The 16,185-nt window shown below is 42.8% G+C and carries 20 protein-coding genes; 10 read left to right on the top strand and 10 right to left on the bottom strand.

The annotated features are described in order from the left end of the window. Nucleotides 1-19: 19 nt before the first annotated feature. Nucleotides 20-592 (top strand): peptide deformylase, encoded by a 573-nt coding sequence (gene def / locus ACFGVS_RS21550; protein WP_439695532.1) that lies wholly within the window; start codon nt 20-22, stop codon nt 590-592. A gap of 155 nt (nt 593-747) precedes the next feature. On the opposite strand, the gene ACFGVS_RS21545 is transcribed toward def, so the two are convergent. From ACFGVS_RS21545 to ACFGVS_RS21535, 3 genes are all read right to left on the bottom strand, one after another. Next, a complete protein-coding gene (locus tag ACFGVS_RS21545) occupies nt 748-1,374 on the bottom strand; it encodes a hypothetical protein (RefSeq protein ID WP_090652232.1) in 627 nt (208 codons plus the stop codon). 113 nt (nt 1,375-1,487) lie between these two features. Further along, complete coding sequence (locus tag ACFGVS_RS21540) at nt 1,488-1,766, bottom strand: NifU family protein (protein WP_090652233.1); 279 nt, start codon at nt 1,764-1,766, stop codon at nt 1,488-1,490. Between the two features lie 114 nt (nt 1,767-1,880). Beyond that, nucleotides 1,881-2,969, bottom strand: coding sequence for an Mrp/NBP35 family ATP-binding protein (locus tag ACFGVS_RS21535; protein ID WP_439695531.1), 1,089 nt, complete (start codon nt 2,967-2,969; stop codon nt 1,881-1,883). A gap of 117 nt (nt 2,970-3,086) precedes the next feature. Here ACFGVS_RS21535 and ACFGVS_RS21530 point away from each other — a divergent pair, with 117 nt between their 5' ends. Both ACFGVS_RS21530 and ACFGVS_RS21525 read left to right on the top strand, forming a co-directional pair. After that, on the top strand, nt 3,087-5,336 hold the full coding sequence (locus tag ACFGVS_RS21530) for a transglycosylase domain-containing protein (RefSeq protein ID WP_439695530.1): 2,250 nt from the start codon (nt 3,087-3,089) through the stop codon (nt 5,334-5,336). A 68-nt stretch (nt 5,337-5,404) separates the two neighbouring features. Then, entirely contained in the window at nt 5,405-6,034 is a 630-nt protein-coding gene (locus ACFGVS_RS21525; RefSeq protein ID WP_439695529.1) for a nitroreductase family protein, read from the top strand. A 126-nt stretch (nt 6,035-6,160) separates the two neighbouring features. Here ACFGVS_RS21525 and ACFGVS_RS21520 read toward each other — a convergent pair whose 3' ends face one another. Then, nucleotides 6,161-7,174 carry a LacI family DNA-binding transcriptional regulator gene (locus tag ACFGVS_RS21520; protein WP_090652236.1) on the bottom strand — a complete coding sequence of 338 codons (1,014 nt, stop codon included), beginning with the start codon at nt 7,172-7,174 and terminating at the stop codon, nt 6,161-6,163. A gap of 190 nt (nt 7,175-7,364) precedes the next feature. On the opposite strand from ACFGVS_RS21520, the gene ACFGVS_RS21515 reads away from it, so the two are divergent. Further along, nucleotides 7,365-7,742 carry a response regulator gene (locus ACFGVS_RS21515; RefSeq protein ID WP_090652237.1) on the top strand — a complete coding sequence of 126 codons (378 nt, stop codon included), beginning with the start codon at nt 7,365-7,367 and terminating at the stop codon, nt 7,740-7,742. A 91-nt stretch (nt 7,743-7,833) separates the two neighbouring features. Continuing rightward, entirely contained in the window at nt 7,834-8,103 is a 270-nt protein-coding gene (locus ACFGVS_RS21510) for a hypothetical protein (protein WP_255369906.1), read from the top strand. A gap of 6 nt (nt 8,104-8,109) precedes the next feature. Here the strand turns inward: ACFGVS_RS21510 and ACFGVS_RS21505 are convergent, their stop codons facing one another. The 4 genes from ACFGVS_RS21505 to ACFGVS_RS21490 form a co-directional block, all read right to left on the bottom strand. Then, complete coding sequence (locus ACFGVS_RS21505; protein WP_439695528.1) at nt 8,110-8,400, bottom strand: hypothetical protein; 291 nt, start codon at nt 8,398-8,400, stop codon at nt 8,110-8,112. A 48-nt stretch (nt 8,401-8,448) separates the two neighbouring features. Then, on the bottom strand, nt 8,449-9,186 hold the full coding sequence (locus ACFGVS_RS21500; RefSeq protein WP_439695527.1) for a heavy-metal-associated domain-containing protein: 738 nt from the start codon (nt 9,184-9,186) through the stop codon (nt 8,449-8,451). 86 nt (nt 9,187-9,272) lie between these two features. Continuing rightward, the gene (locus tag ACFGVS_RS21495) at nt 9,273-9,833 is read right to left on the bottom strand and encodes a helix-turn-helix domain-containing protein (protein ID WP_439695526.1); all 561 of its coding nucleotides are present in this window, start codon (nt 9,831-9,833) and stop codon (nt 9,273-9,275) included. A gap of 332 nt (nt 9,834-10,165) precedes the next feature. Next, a complete protein-coding gene (locus ACFGVS_RS21490) occupies nt 10,166-10,585 on the bottom strand; it encodes a hypothetical protein (RefSeq protein ID WP_439695525.1) in 420 nt (139 codons plus the stop codon). A gap of 248 nt (nt 10,586-10,833) precedes the next feature. Between ACFGVS_RS21490 and ACFGVS_RS21485 the strand changes: the two genes are divergently transcribed. Continuing rightward, nucleotides 10,834-11,679 carry an N-acyl homoserine lactonase family protein gene (locus tag ACFGVS_RS21485; RefSeq protein ID WP_274211200.1) on the top strand — a complete coding sequence of 282 codons (846 nt, stop codon included), beginning with the start codon at nt 10,834-10,836 and terminating at the stop codon, nt 11,677-11,679. A 70-nt stretch (nt 11,680-11,749) separates the two neighbouring features. Here ACFGVS_RS21485 and ACFGVS_RS21480 read toward each other — a convergent pair whose 3' ends face one another. Then, nucleotides 11,750-12,136, bottom strand: a complete 387-nt coding sequence (locus ACFGVS_RS21480; protein WP_439699257.1) for a DUF4272 domain-containing protein — start codon at nt 12,134-12,136, stop codon at nt 11,750-11,752. 20 nt (nt 12,137-12,156) lie between these two features. Beyond that, complete coding sequence (locus ACFGVS_RS21475) at nt 12,157-12,495, bottom strand: hypothetical protein (RefSeq protein WP_439695524.1); 339 nt, start codon at nt 12,493-12,495, stop codon at nt 12,157-12,159. Between the two features lie 195 nt (nt 12,496-12,690). On the opposite strand from ACFGVS_RS21475, the gene ACFGVS_RS21470 reads away from it, so the two are divergent. The 4 genes from ACFGVS_RS21470 (at nt 12,691) to ACFGVS_RS21455 (ending at nt 16,153) form a co-directional block, all read left to right on the top strand. Beyond that, nucleotides 12,691-13,707 (top strand): c-type cytochrome, encoded by a 1,017-nt coding sequence (locus ACFGVS_RS21470; protein ID WP_439695523.1) that lies wholly within the window; start codon nt 12,691-12,693, stop codon nt 13,705-13,707. A gap of 24 nt (nt 13,708-13,731) precedes the next feature. Further along, nucleotides 13,732-14,187 (top strand): DsrE family protein, encoded by a 456-nt coding sequence (locus tag ACFGVS_RS21465; RefSeq protein WP_439695522.1) that lies wholly within the window; start codon nt 13,732-13,734, stop codon nt 14,185-14,187. A 44-nt stretch (nt 14,188-14,231) separates the two neighbouring features. After that, on the top strand, nt 14,232-14,876 hold the full coding sequence (locus ACFGVS_RS21460; protein WP_439695521.1) for a Crp/Fnr family transcriptional regulator: 645 nt from the start codon (nt 14,232-14,234) through the stop codon (nt 14,874-14,876). A gap of 158 nt (nt 14,877-15,034) precedes the next feature. Next, nucleotides 15,035-16,153 carry a Gfo/Idh/MocA family protein gene (locus ACFGVS_RS21455; RefSeq protein ID WP_439695520.1) on the top strand — a complete coding sequence of 373 codons (1,119 nt, stop codon included), beginning with the start codon at nt 15,035-15,037 and terminating at the stop codon, nt 16,151-16,153. Nucleotides 16,154-16,185 lie beyond the last annotated feature (32 nt).

Below are 16,185 nucleotides of genomic sequence, written 5' to 3'. Positions count from 1 at the left end.
AAACCTGTATTTTTGCAAAATGAAGTACCCTATCATCGCTTACGGAGACCCTGTTTTAAGAAAGAAAGCAACAGCCATTGAGCCGGATGAATATCCACATATTAAAGAATTAGTTAATAACATGTTTGAAACTATGTACGGTGCCCGTGGCGTTGGCCTGGCAGCCCCGCAGGTAGGCATGTCTATGCGTTTGTTTGTGGTTGATGCCACCCCGTTTGATGATGATGAACCCGAACTTCAAGACTTTAAGAAAGCATTTATAAACGCTACCATTATAGACGAAACCGGCGAAGAATGGGGCTTTAACGAAGGCTGCCTGAGTATCCCGGATATACGCGAAGATGTTTACCGTAAACCGGTAATTAGGATATCCTACTACGACGAAAACTGGAAACACTACGAAGAGACCTTTAAAGGCATGGCCGCCCGTATTATCCAGCACGAATATGACCACATTGAAGGTAAACTATTTACCGATAAACTGAGCCCGCTACGCAAACGCCTTATCGAAAAAAAATTGAACGATATTTCAAAAGGCGCTGTGAATGTTGAATATAAGATGAAATTTCCGGCTGTAAAAAAGGGGAGATAGTTTCTGAGGACTGGGTTCTGAGGTGTGTGGTCGGTGATTAGAAGTCTGATATTTGAGAGATATGATCAGAAAAGGTATGCTACCCAATGGTGATATATACTACAAATCCTTCTTTCCGTACAGGCCACAGACCTCACACAACAGGCCACAGATAATTACTTACTATCCGCATCCGATATCTGCTTGATCAGGCTGCCCCAGGCCAGGGGGTTAAGTAGCGGGTTGGGCGTAAGTGAATGCGTGTTGAGGATGGTGTTGTGCATTGATTGCGCGTTTGCCGATTGTATTTCCTGTGCATCCCTGGGCAAGGTATTATACAAGGCTGATAATGATGCTTTGCTAATGTTTTTACGCGCAATTTCGAGGTCATCATCAGCAAGTTTTATAGCTAAAAAATCTTTCTTAAACTCGTCTGTAGTAGCCCACGGAAATACGTGAAATGTAGGCAGGTTAATAATTTGTGGCTTAAGGTTTACCTGCAAAGTATAGCTTTTGGTATTCAGGTTTGATGGTATAACCACCAGTATTTGCCCGTAACCAACGCAGGTAAAGCGCAGGGTATCCTGCTCATGTGCCACAAATGAAAAATAGCCTTTATAATTACTTAAGTAAACCTGGTTATGAAAAGATGTATTGGTAATTGATACATAAGGCACAATGACATCCGTACTATCGGCATTATGTACTACACCTGTAAATTGAACAAGTGGCCTGTCATCGTGTTTTTGTGCAAACGCCGCAACCGATGCAAACAATAAAAATATAATAACCAGGTACTTCATATACTTAAACACCTATTTGCTGTAGTTACCTTAATAACGCCAAATAGTTTCAAAAAGTTGCTCAAAAATAATTAATACAGTAAATTACAAACAGGATTTAACAATACTTAACACTATCTTAAATTTTCTGGCAGCACCGCATTCGGATCATCAATGTCGGTAAGGTTTAATGCTTCAACACTGGTAATTTCGGGCACTGCTTTTTTTATGGCTTGCTCAATGCCGGCCTTAAGGGTCATGATGCTCATAGGGCATGAACCGCACGAACCCAATAGTTTTAATTTAACAACACCCTCGGGCGTAATCTCTTCAACTGAAACATTCCCGCCATCAGCTTCCAGATACGGACGAATGGTATCTAAAGCTGCTTCAACCTGACTTAATAAACTCATTTTTACTAATTTATAACTAAAGTAAAGTTATCAATAATTTGCAATATATTTTATACTTAAAGTGGTTAGTCCAAAGTCTTAAGTTCTGAGACCTACGACTCAAGACTTAGAACTTTAGACTTCTGACTCAAGGCTCGCTTCAAATGCTTTCGCGTTTGATATAGCTACCTGCTGCGCTACGCGCTGGGCCATGTCAATAAAGGCTTTGGTCATTACACCATCAGCGTCCAAAATTGCCGGGGTACCTGCGTCGCCCGAGTCGCTGATGCTTTTTACCAGGGGGATTTCGCCTAAAAAGGGCACATCCAGTTGTTCAGCCAGTTTCTGCCCGCCGCCATTGCCAAAGATATAATACTTGTTGTCTGGCAGTTCGGCCGGCGTAAAATACGACATGTTTTCAACCACGCCCAGTATCGGCACATTGATGGCCGGCATCATAAACATACCTACTCCTTTGCGGGCATCGGCTAAAGCCACGTTTTGCGGCGTAGTTACTATAACCGCCCCGGTAACCGGGAAGGTTTGCGTAATAGTAATATGGATATCGCCTGTGCCTGGGGGCAAATCTACCACCAGGTAATCCAGCTCGCCCCAATCGGCATCATTAAACAGTTGTTTTACAGCTGTTGATACCATTGGCCCGCGCCATGGAACCGGTTGGTTTGGATCGGTAAAAAAGCCTATCGACAATAACTTTATGCCATATTTTTCAATCGGTTCAATACGGGTTTTGCCGTCAACCGAGCTTGCCTGCGGGCGTGCACCTTCCAGCCCAAACATAATGGGTACAGATGGGCCGTAAATATCTGCATCAATCAATCCCACCTTGGCGCCCGATTTTGCCAGGCCCAATGCCAGGTTAGCAGCAACGGTTGATTTACCAACGCCACCTTTACCCGATGCTACCGCGATGATATTTTTAACCCCCGGTACACCTGTGTTTTTCTGCGTGGTAACGCGCGATGTCATGTTAACATCTACCACAACATCTTTGCTGATAAAGTAGCTGATGGCATTGCGGCAGGCATTTTCAATCATAGCCTTTAACGGGCAAGCCGGTGTGGTTAGTATAACCGAAAAGCTAAGCTTGTTGCCATCAATATGTATATCCTGTATCATGTTGAGGGTAACCAGGTCTTTTTTCAGGTCTGGCTCTTCAACATTGCCCAGTGCTTGTAAAACTTGTTCTTTAGTGATTATCATAATATTATGGCAAATTTATGAAAACGAGTGGTTGATTTGTGTTTAAGCAGGAAACAAATTACAGAAACAACCGTTTGCAGGGGATAAGAATTAGTTTAGTTTTGGAAAAATTTACTTATGAAGCGCCTTAACCCTAAATATATACGCATAGCCGCATTTGTCCTTATCCCGCTGTTCCTCATATTGTTAATAGGCGGTTATATTGCCTATTCAAAACGCGAGGCCCTGCTCCAAAAAGCTATCGTCAAAGCTACTGCAAAAGCAAAGCACGATTATAATTTGGATGTAAAAATCGGCTCGGCCCATTTTACCGGCGCCGCAACAGTTTCTTTTTCGGATGTTACGATAGTGCCCGAGCAGCGTGACAGCCTGTTACGCATCAAAAACTTTGTAGTGAGTGTTAAGCTGTTACCGCTTATAGTTGGTAACATTAAATTATCGGATGTTTTATTACAGGATGGCTTTATCAACCTTACGAATATCAAGGGGGTTAAAAACTTTGATTTTTTGTTTAAAAAGAAACGCGATACCACGTCAACAACCAAAGCCGATCTATCTGTACTGGCCAACAACCTGGTTAACGAGGTGCTGTATAAAATACCCGATAACCTTACATTGAGCAATTTTGTGGTAAGTTTTAAGGATGATAGCACACAATTAAAACTACTTGCAAAAACAGCGCAGATAAAAGATGGTAACCTTACCTCAACCATTGATGTTGATAACGGCGAATCTACCTGGCATTTTATGGGTAAAATGCACCCATCTGATAAAAACATCGATATAAAACTTTATGCCGATGGCAAAAAGATAGAATTGCCCATTATACAGGAAAAACTTCACCTGAAAATAAATGCTGATACCATATCAACCAAATTAACCAAGGTTGAACATAGTGGGGGCGAAACCCGGATTTACGGATCATGGGGGGTAAGCAACCTGCTCATCAATCATCCCGGCTTATCGCCCGGCGATATTGTTTTTCCTAAGGCATCCATTGATGCCAATTTGTTTGTGGGTAGTAATTACGTGTCTATTGATAGTTCGTCAACAATTCATATAAAAAACCTGGTAGCCAGGCCGTATGTAAAATACACGCTCAATCCAACCAAAATATATGAGCTTAAAATGAATACCGACTGGCTTAATGCCACCGACGTTTTTGACTCCTTTCCACAGGGAATGTTTGATGCCCTGGATGGCATTAAGGTTGCCGGAAAGCTGAAATATAGCATGCATTTTTTTATGAATGCAACTAAGATAGACGACCTGCAATTTGATTCTCGTTTGGATAAGGATGGCTTCCGGATAATTAAGTATGGCAAAACAGACCTGGGTAAGTTAAATAGCCCGTTTGTTTACACACCATATGAAAAAGGAAAGCCGTTGGCACCACACCTCATTGGTCCGGACAACCCCGAATTTACGCCGCTGGAACAAATAGCCCCCAATCTGCGCAACGCGGTTATGACTGCCGAAGATCCTTCATTTTATACCAACCACGGCTTTGTAGAAGAAGCATTCCGCAAATCATTGGCAACCGATTTTAAAACCAAAAAGTTTAAGCGCGGCGCCAGCGGCATATCGATGCAGTTGGTTAAAAACTCTTTTTTAAACCGCGATAAAAACCTGGCGCGTAAAATTGAAGAGATATTGATTGTTTGGATCATCGAAAACAACCGCATCATGACCAAAAACCGGATGTTGGAGGTTTACCTGAACATCATTGAATGGGGCCGCAACATATACGGTATTAATGAGGCATCGCATTTTTATTTTGGCAAATCGCCGTCAGAGCTTACCCTCGGCGAGAGTATTTACCTGGCCAGCATTGTTCCGTACCCTAAAGGGGGCTTATACGCGTTTCAGCCCGATGGCAGCCTGAGGCCCGGCTTGCATGGCTACTTTAACCTGATAGGCAAGTTGATGGCCGAAAAGGGCCTTACACCACGCGATACCAGCGCCTACGGATTTTATAACGTTAGGTTAAGGGAAGGTTTAAGGGAAAGAATTGCGCCTATTGATACCGCAAAAGCTGATAGCCTGATGAAACAGGGTGGAAACGATGACAATGAAACCTTACCCGTTATTGAAGAACCTGTAAAAAAGCCAACCTTTTTTCAGCGCCTTTTTGGTAAAAAAGATAGCGTAGAGCAAAAGAAAGAACAGGTAGAAAAGCAAAAAGAAAAAACGGCCAAAGAAAAGCTTAAAGAGCAGATTGAAGCCCTTAAGTTGGATTATAAAAACCGGATTGATAATATTGATACAGCCGGCAAAACCCGGAAAGACATTCGCCAGGAAAAACGACGGCTTAAAAAAGAAGAAAGCGATAAAGAAGACGAACTGAAAGCTAAAGCCAATTTATAGTTTACGGTGACATGACGAATTTAAATGTTTAAACATCTATTTTTGTCTCAACAAAATTAGAAATCGTCATGTCACTAATAGATCAATTACAAAAAAGGGCCGCTGTAAAAAAATTCGACCCTTCTAAAAAAATAAACGCCGGGCAGTTAGATCAATTGCTAAGCGCCATACAACTGGCTCCATCGTCATATGGCCTACAATCATTCAAAGTGATTGTAGTTCAGGATGCCGAAACACGACAAAAGTTACGTGCAGCAGGTTATAACCAACCTCAAATCACAGATTCATCGGCATTATTCGTTTTTGCCTCTCTAACTTCGTTGGACGAAGCTTTTGGCAAAAAATTTATCGACCTGGTTGCCGATATTCGTAGCGTAGAACGTGAAAGCCTTGCCGGGTACGAACAAATGATTTTAGGCAGATTAAGCAGCCATACAGATGAGCAAAAATTAGCCTGGTCTCATAAGCAAACTTACATTGCTTTGGGTGTATTGGTATCCGAAGCTGCTGAATTAGGTATTGACGCAGCGCCAATGGAAGGTTTTGATGCCGCCCAATTTGATGAGATACTGGGTTTAAAGGAATTAGGCTTAACCACCTCTGTTATTGCCGCCGTTGGCTACCGTGCCGACGATGACGTTTACAGCAAAATGCTTAAAGTGCGCAGGCCAAAAAGCGAGCTGTTTATACACGTGTAATTGGTGGGTGGTTAATTAAGTTGATTGGGTTAAGTGGTTGATAGGGTTTGGAAAGCTTGATGAAGTTTAGGACTCAATCAACTTAATCTAACCCAATCAACCTAATTCAACTCAATCAACCACTCTCTACTCACCCAAAGAACTCCTTCTGATAAACAATTTAGATTTTAAAACCACGTGCCGTTTGTGGTTTGATGCCGTTTTATGCTCCAGTGCTTCAAAAAGGAGGTTAGCGGCTTTGATCCCCATTTCGTAAGCAGGCTGGGTAATTGTTGATAGGGCAGGGCTTAACAAGGGAGCTATTCCCAAACTGGAAAAACTAACTATTTTCAATTGTTTGGGAATTTGTATTCCCAAATCGTTACAAACATAATAAGTGGCAAATGCCAAACGCTCAACCGAGCTAAAAATCCCATCGGGTTTTATTTCCTGCAATACCTTGGCCAATATCTTGTAGTTTACCTTTTCATCGTTACTACAATCAATCACCAGTTCATCGTCAAAGGCTACCTTATGCTTTTTAAGGGCATCCATATAACCCTGCATACGCACCTGTCCAATAGAAATACTTTTGTTTACTACCAGGTAGGCTATTCTGCGGCAACCTGTTTGCAGCAGATGCTCTGTGGCATCAAAGCTACTATCATAATCATTGGTGGTTACCTTAGCTGCATCAATATCTTCATATACCCTGTCGAAAAACACAACAGGAACATTTTTTGATTCCAGCTGGCGCAGGTAATTATGGTCGTTGGCCTCGCCCGATACCGACATGATGATACCGTCAACCTTTCCGTTGTTCAGGTAATTTACAAATGAAACTTCCTTTTCAAAAACATCATCGGTTCTATACAGCAAAATATAAAAACCCTTTTTACGGGCAACCTCTTCAATGCCGTTTATGGCCTGCGAAAAAAAGTCGTTGGCTATTTCGGGTATAATAACAGCCAGCGTTTTGGTTTTTTTATCCCGAAGGTTACTGGCGTAATGGTTGGGTAAAAAGTTATGCTCTTTGGCAAAAGCCAGGATGCGTTCTTTGGTATCTTTATTAATATCAGGGTTGCCGTTAAAAGCCCTCGAAATAGTTGACGTAGAAATATTGAGCTCCTTCGCCAGTTTCTTTATATTAACAATATCCATTATTATCTCGTAAATCTTTTATCCAGTCAAATGTAACAAAACTCATCTATTAACTACCGAAAAAACGGGGGCAATTAATGCTAAATATGTTAAAATCATATCATAATGTGTACACCTTTCACTACGGTAAAATATAGTTTAACTGCAAGTTAATCAATGGCATGCGCTTTGCACACCTAAACATGAAGGGATGGAAAAGAGCATGGCAAAGAAAATATTGATACTTGATAATGATGAGCTGATGATAGAGGTAATGACCTATATTTTAACAGCCAGCGGATATGACGTGGTATCGTTTAGTGACGCCGGTAATATTTTCAATGATATTAAAGCCACACACCCCGATTTGATAATCCTCGACGTGCTTTTACCAGGTATGGATGGTCGTGATATTTACAAGCTGATAAAACTTAACCGCGACACCAAAAACCTGCCGGTTATCATTTGCTCGGCCGCGGATGATATTGGCAAATTTTTAAACCAAAGTGGTGCCCCTGATGATGTGCTTCACAAGCCGTTTGGTATCAACAACCTTATTGAAAAGGTAGAATACCAGTTGGCGGCCTAATGGCATATTCCTGTGCATGGTTTTTAATTCACTGGCAATTAGGTGTTTGTATATAATATAGTGTAATTGTAGTTTCTTTTTGCTTTTTTAGATGCCTGGATTTGTATATTTACCCGGAGAGAAGACACAGATGGGACTGCCACTAAGAATAACGTACAACGATACCGACCTTGTTTACCAGGTTAACACATCGCCAATAAACAAGACTACCAGCGAACTTGAAATTTTGCTGAACGGCGAAACAATCACTCTTCAAAAAGATGAACGCAGTGTATGGATACAGCAAGGTAACGGCCCGCTGATTGATCCCGAACTGGCGCAAGCTTTGGGAAGATCAGTTTCGTTGAGGTTTAGGATGTAAGTGCAATTAGCTTACTTCGTCGGTTATTATCGAAAGGGTTTGTCCTTTTAGTTTATCAAGTTGGGTTTCTATCCCGTTACCTTCGGCTATATCCAATATTAAGCCGGTAAGTTCCCCTCCCGGCACCCTCACAAATTCTATACTTTTAATTTTTACAAGTACCTGGCAGACTGAAATAAAATTACCGGCGGCTATGGAACCACCTGTAATTTTTCCTGCGACTGCAAGCCCCCGGCCCGTGATCCGAAAGTAATTATGGAGCAGAAAATTACCGCAGGTTATCTCGCCGATATTCATAACTCAAGGTGATGTTTTTCAAAAAAACATCCAACCTATTGCCTTAAATTACAACAGGGAAAGCATCGCTATGCCCATTACTATCATCAACCCATCTTCAATAATGGTAACAGTGCTCATAGGCAGGTTAAATACGGCCCCAAGGCATGCACAACGGATTTGTTGTTTGCTGAGCACGCTTTTTAACACGCCGATTAAACTTACCGACATTACGACGATAGTAACGATATTAATGATGAATGGCGCAAGGTTAACTGCAAATGACAGGCCTAAACCAAGTTCGATAAAAAAATACAGATACCCCCATCCGCGCCAGGCGCGGGCAACAACATCATACATGGCATAACTATCAGCAAAGCCCCGGATATCCAGCATCTTAAAAAATGAAAAAACGAGGAAAAAGCCGCTCATAAAAATGCGCATGGCCACCATCAGATCAAAACTTTTTGCATTATAGCCCGCTATGATGGCAGCCACGGTAATATAGCCGAAGATGAGCAGGATAGGTTTATATGTTTGCAGCCAGGTTTTATTCCCGGTATCGTCAACATTGTCTACTATATTCGGGTGATGAGGCTTAGCATCAGTTAACTGATATTTTGGATACGCGGCAAGTGCTTTCTGCAAATCGGCTGTGCCAATGTGCCGGTTCATGGTAATATCAGCCGTTCCTTCGGCAAGGGAAATATCTACTTTTTGAACGTGGTTTACCTGCGATAACAGGCTTTGAACTTTGGCCAGGCAACCGGTACAGGTCATTCCGGTAATGTTATAGGTATGTGTCATGATAATTGATTTTTAATTAACTGACACAAATTTACTGCGGCTTATGCCCTGGGCTGTTACAGGATTATGGCTATACTTTATAACATTTACAGGTCTTCAATATTTTTGCGCTTGCTGCCTTGCAGATTTTTAAATGCAGATGTGGTCATCCCGGTAACCTGTTTAAACTGGCTTGATAAATATGCCACGCTGCTGTAACCCAGTTGGTAAGCAATTTGGGAAAGGCTGAGCTCATTGTAAACCAGCAGTTCCTTAACTTTTTCTATCCTTTGGGTGATGTAATATTTTTCGATAGTAGAGCCCTCAACTGCCGAAAAAAGGTTACTGAGATAGCCATAATCGTAATTGAGCCTGTCTGCCAGCACCGCCGAGAGTTTTAAAGGCGCCGGGGCATCAGTATAATGTACCTGCTCAATGATGATTGTTTTAATTTGTTCAATCAGGCGGCTTTTCTGATCGTCAATCAGCTCAAACCCCAATTGGCTTAATGAGGCTGTCAGTTCCATTTGCTGTTGGTTTGTTGGCGGGGTTTTAATTTCCACCTCGCCAAGCTCAACATTAAGCACTTGTAAACCAACTTTTTCAAGCTCGCTTTTTACAACCATTTTGCAGCGGCTGCAAACCATATTTTTAATATATAGCTTCATGGCGGTAAAATTACGCTATTAACCGAAAAACAAACCACCCTGAATATATGGGTTTGTTAGTTTACAACATGGTGCAATGCTCCGGTTTATATAATGTTGAGATACTATGACCGGTTTGTTTTGAAGAGAAAAAATGAGCGCAAAAAAAGCCTCTTCGCTCTCGCAGCTCAGAGGCTTTTACCTAAACCTTATCACAATAGGGCGTTCGCCCCGATTTGCATTGCTAACTTACAACAACCATCACCAAATAAAAGACAAGAATCGATGAACCGCCCGATTCTATCGACGGATAGCAGATGCCCCGGCCTTATAGCAAGTATTCAGTGATGGTTTTACCTTACCGACTGAACACTGCCAGTAATGTTGGTGGTGGTTAATAATAAATATGCTGGCTTTTTACTTTTACCTGCAATGGGTATAATATCCAGTTGCCACCAGCTTTCAACCATCACTTCCGGATTGGCCGAGGGGATATTATAATTAAAGGGAGGTGTTATGATGGTTTCATTATTTACAACGGCACGGGTAAGTGTATCAAGCAAAAATTTATCCCCGTCGTTGCCCGCTTTCCTGGGGTCAAAAGCCTCCCACAGATACCAGCCAATTATATTCCTGTAATGGGTATAAGTTGCCTTCATGTAAGCATCATTGTAGGTTAATATGGTAAAGTTTGGCGCATCTGCTTTTAAGATTATCCGGGGTGTATCCGTAAAAAATAAAGCCTTGAACAGCGGATCGGTTAAAAAACTCATTGAAATAAACACATTTTGTTAACGCATAAGACAGTTTGTTAAAAAGCCGTCATTGTTTTATTTGTACGCAATAATATGCGTATAGGTTTAGCTGGTATGTTTGCCCAAAGGCACGTTGTTTACATAAGAGCAATAAGCGATTGCCGGGCGGTATCACAAGCAGGCGTTCCAGGCCGGCCCGCATTTTTTGCACCTTTTATTGTCGGTCTCCTCTTTTAACTTCCCGCTACGGAGACTACCTTTACAGGATGAAAAAGCTTGCCCTGCTCTTTGTAATGATATTGTCCGGTGTGCTGTTTGTACACGCACAAACCACAGCTTATAAAGTTTATGCCATAAAATTTGCTGGTTCGGCCTTACCTTTTTCGGCTGCCGATTGGGCAAAAGGAGCGCCACAAACCGATAGCATTAAGTTTAATTTTATGGTTTGGCTTATTAAGGGTAACGGTCGCAACATCCTGGTTGATGCAGGGTTTTTAAATGATATTGATGATGCTAAGGAATTTAAGGTAATTGATTACATCCGCCCGGATAGTGCACTATCCATGCTGGGTTTAAGGGCCGGCGATGTCACAGATATTATCTTATCGCACCCCCACTGGGATCATATAGATGGTGTGAGATTGTTTTCGAATGCCCGCGTTTGGATCCAAAAAGACGATTTTAATTATTTCGTAGGCGCGGCATGGCAAAAAGGGGAAGGCAGCGGTGGATTTAACAAAAGGGATGTGCGCATGATGGTTGATTTAAATTTAGCCGGAAAAGTAACGCTGGTAGACGGCGACAATAAAGAAGTTATTCCGGGCATCAAAGTATTCACCGGGTCGCGGCATACGTTTAATTCAGAATACGTGCTGGTGAATACCGGAAATAACAAAGTTGTACTGGCGTCGGATAATATTTGGATATACTACAGCCTTGACCATATGGTGCCGGCTTCTGACGGTGGTACGCTTGATCCGGCAGGTTATGTAAAAGCCATGCAAAGGATGAAGGCCATGGTAGGCAATGTTAAGTACATCATTCCGGGACATGATGCACAGGTGTTTTCTAAGTTCCCGGCCGTGGCCGCCGGCGTGGTAGAAATTAAGTAAGCACTCCGTAAGGCCGTTTGGCATTTTCAATAAATACATGTTAATGTAAGCTCATTGTACGCTAATGTTGTTACGTATCTGTCGTTATATCATCCCAGCCTTGGTTCATGTAGTTTATCAGCCAGTTTAAAGCGTAGTGCCTTTCATAAACTACGCCACTATCAAGCTTTCCGGGAGCCGGCTGCTTTTTGGTGCGGGCATCTACACAAGCCCAGTCCAGCCGCAGCATCAGATCGGCCTGGTCGAGAATCTCTTTTTTGGTTCGCAACCGGGCCCGCTGTTTAAACTGCCTGCCGGTTAGGCCCCGAAATAATTTTGCATCCTGGGCGACATTGCACAATTGGTTGGGGTAAGTCAGCGAGTCAATAAAACCTAATGCCCAAAGCATCACGTGTAAATCTTCGTAGCGCCAGTTGGCGTCGGTGGTTTGTTGCTTTGTTGGCCGGGAATTTGTAATATAAGCCCTTTCGGCCGGAGTTAATTTTGATAGCGCATCCAGGTTTTATTTATTTCGTGTAAGTCCTTTTGGCCTATCCCTTCGCTTTTTAAACCTACATATAGCAATGCCAGAGCTCTGTCTGTCACTTCATCTTTTGTACGTATAGTTGCCTGCAATTCCGGGTCTACAAATAAAGCGTTGGGATTACTATAAACGGGTATGTAATGTGTTTTGCAATAAGCTTCAGATTGGCGGCGGCGTTCGGCTTGATCCTTAGTTGGTTTTATCTTTTCTACCTGTTTTGTGATCGCAACGCCCCTATGGTTGTTGCACGACAAAAACAGCATCGAAGCAACAATGGTAAGCCTTCTTATCATATTATGAAATTAGCAGTTATCTGGCGGCCAAATAAATAGCCGGCCTAATGTAAAGAAAATAGAGATCAAAAAAAATGGTCGATTTATTTCTGTGCAATACGCTGTTTTTGGTGACTTAAATCACCAACATGTTTTTGTAAATTGTGCAGTTTTGCGGCGGCGCACATATGAACATCGATAAAAACCATAAAAGCCATGACTAAAGTTTCACATGACCCCATATCGGTTTCATTATTACTGGTTGCCGCTACAGTTTTGCTTGTTTCGGCATGCAGCAGGCCGGTAAAAAAGGATGATTATAAAGGTTCGGCAGTTAATACTGCTTTTAAAGCTGCCCAAAATCAAGAAAATATTGCTGATGCCGGGCTACAACTACAAACACGAAATATACCCGCAGGTAAAAAGGGCGATTTAATACGGTATGGCCGCCAGCTAATTGCTTCAACGGCTTTATATTTTGGCCCTAAGGGGTCTGTTGCCCACATCAGCAATGGCATGAACTGCCAAAACTGCCACCTGGATGCGGGCACCCGGTTATTTGCTAACAACTTTGCCGGGTTTGCGGCCTCCTATCCTAAAAAAAGCGTCCGCAGCGGCATGGTTATATCGGCATCTATGCGGATTTCGGAGTGTTTTGAGCGCAGCCTGAATGGCGCTATGCCAGACACTGGCACTAAAGAAATTAAGGCAATAATGGCTTATATGCAGTGGCTGGGCAAAAACGCAAAAAAAGGCCAGGCGCTGTTCGGTAATACTACACCACGTTTAAAATTTATGGATAACGCAGCCAATCCGTTGAGCGGGAGGGCTGTTTTCATCCAGAAGTGCCGCAGTTGCCACGGCGCAAACGGCGAGGGATTGCCGGCGGCAGATAAACAATCATATTCCTACCCGCCCTTATGGGGGGCAAACAGTTATAACGACGGCGCGGGCATGTACAGGATAGGCAATTTGGCTGGTTTTGTAAAAGCCAATATGCCTTTTGGTGCTACCTACAAAAGCCCGCAGTTAACCGATAAAGAGTGCTGGGATGTAGCAGCGTACATCAATTCGCAGCCCCGGCCGCACAAAGATCAACACAAAGATTATCCCGACTTAAGGCAAAAGCCCATAGATTTACCCTTTGGGCCGTATGCCGATGGCTTTACCGCCCGCCAGCATAAATATGGACCATTTGGCCCCATTCAGCAATTCCATCATAAAAAAGCATAAATTAACCTCTTTAAATCTATAGCCATGAAAAATCGTTTTTCCTTACTCTTCGTGCTTGCCGGGTTGCTTTTTATTAAACCTGCTTTCGCTCAAACAGCCGCATCGGAATTTAAAGGTGCCGAAGCCACACAGGCCCACTATAAAGCGCTTTATTACCTTGACGAATCGGACCCAAAGAAAATTAAACAAACCCTGCGTAATATGGACAACGCACTGGAGGACACCAGGCTAAAAGGCAAGGTGGAAATGGAGCTTATTGCTTTTGCCGATGGTGTTGCCGTTTACGATAAAACGGGCCCATACGAAGCCGAACTGCAAAAACTGCTGCAAAAAGGAGTGATACTGGCGCAATGCAGCAATACTGTAAGGGAGCGCCACATTGATAAGGCTACGCTTTTTTCATTTATAAGCTACGTGCCCAGCGGAAATGGCGAAATTATTATCCGCCAGGCCGATGGATGGGCAACTATTCATCCCTAAGGCTTTAGTTAAGCAAAATATCGTCCTTATTTTCACGCTTTATTATGAAAGAACAATCCGTTATCCAGGACTATTTAGACCACCTGTTCCCTCAATTTGAGCCCGGGTTAAAGGCTTTTTTAGTTCAAAACACTTCGGTCATTCATATCCCCGCCGGCGAGGTTGCGTTGCGCACCGGCCAATACATCAAATCAACCATGATGATTTTAAGTGGCCGGGTTAAGCTATACCGCGAAGGCGACGACGGGGGCGAGTTTTTCATGTACTACCTGGAACCGGGCAATGCCTGTGCCCTAACCATGATATGCGCTACCAAACAGGAAACCAGCGAAGTAATGGGCAAAGCTATTGAGGATACCACTATTTTGGCTGTGCCGATAGCGTTGATGGACCAAATGATGGTCACCTACAAAACATGGTACTATTTTGTATTGGAAACCTACCGCTCCAGGTACGAAGAGCTGCTGATAGTGATTGACCATATAGCCTTTAAAGGTATGGACGAACGGTTATACTATTACCTGCAAAATCAATATCAAAAACTAAAAATGCGCGAACTAAAGATAACCCACGGCCAGATTGCCGCCGATTTGAACTCGTCGCGCGAGGTGATTTCCCGCCTGTTAAAAAAAATGGAACAGCGCGGAGATATTGTACTGACCCGTAATTTTATTGAGTGGAAAAAATAAGAAAAAATGGCTGTGCATTTGCTGTACAAACCTCCGGCTCATTTTTTGCGGATTGTAAAAAGATAATAGCGTCAGAAACATTAAGGTATCCAGGCTGTTGAATTATGTGGTGAAATGAGTAATTTGTGATCTCTAAAACAAGCAAAACAAACCTGGTTATGAATTCACGTCGCGACTTTTTACAAAAATTAGGTATCTCGGCCTTAGCCTTGCATTTGGCCCCGGTTTCGGGATGGGCAAACACCAAAGATCATGATAACCAGGCCTATGACGGGCCGGTATTGCGTGTGGCCATAATGGGCCTTGGGAGCTACGGAACCCGCGTTGCCGAAGCCATGCAAGCCTGCACAAAAGCCAAACTGGTTGGCGTAATTAGCGGTACGCCTTCAAAAATTAAAGAGTGGCAAACTAAGTACAGCATACCAGAGAAGAATTGTTATAACTATAACAATTTTGATGATATAAAAAGCAATCCCGACATAGACGCGGTTTATGTTATAACACCAAACGGCTTGCATCATGACCAGGTAATAAGGGTAGCAAAAGCAGGCAAACACGCAATTTGCGAAAAGCCAATGGCGGTAAATGCCATGGAAGGACAAGAAATGGTTGATGCCTGTAAAAAAGCAAACGTAAAGTTGCTGGTGGGCTACCGGATGCATTTTGAACCTAAAACGCTGGAGGTGATCAGGATGCGAAAGGCCGGTGATTTAGGGAAAATATTATTCTTTCAGGGATTATGCGGGTTTACAATTGGCGATCCCACACAGTGGCGTTTAAATAAGCAACTGGCCGGCGGAGGCTCTATAATGGACATTGGTATTTATGCCATTAACGGCGCCCGTTATATGACTGGCGAGGAGCCTGTTTGGGTTACTGCACAGGAAACTAAAACAGACCCGGTAAAATTCAAGGAAGGCGTTGATGAAACTATACAATTTCAGTTTGGTTTTCCAAGCGGCGCTGCTGCATCCTGTTTATCGACTTATACGATGAATAACCTGGACCGTTTTTTCCTGAACGGAGAAAAAGGATTTGCAGAGTTACAGCCATCAACCGGCTACGGGCCTATTATGGGCCGCACAAATAAGGGCGAATTAAACCAGCCCGTTACCGTTCATCAAACCGTGCAAATGGATGAAATGGCAGCCATTATCTTTCACAACAAACAGCCTGTTGTACCCATAGATGGCGAAGAAGCGGTAAAAGACCTGAAAATAATTGATGCAATATACCTGGCGGCTAAAACCGGCAAAAAAGTTGAAATTAGGCTTTAATGCCCTGCAAAAACTCAAAAATTAGTTACAAT

The organism is Mucilaginibacter sediminis (assembly GCF_051903035.1).
In the GTDB taxonomy this organism is placed as follows: Bacteria; Bacteroidota; Bacteroidia; order Sphingobacteriales; family Sphingobacteriaceae; genus Mucilaginibacter.
The sequence above is the reverse complement of the archived record's forward strand: the minus strand, read 5'-3'. Positions and strand labels throughout refer to the sequence as shown.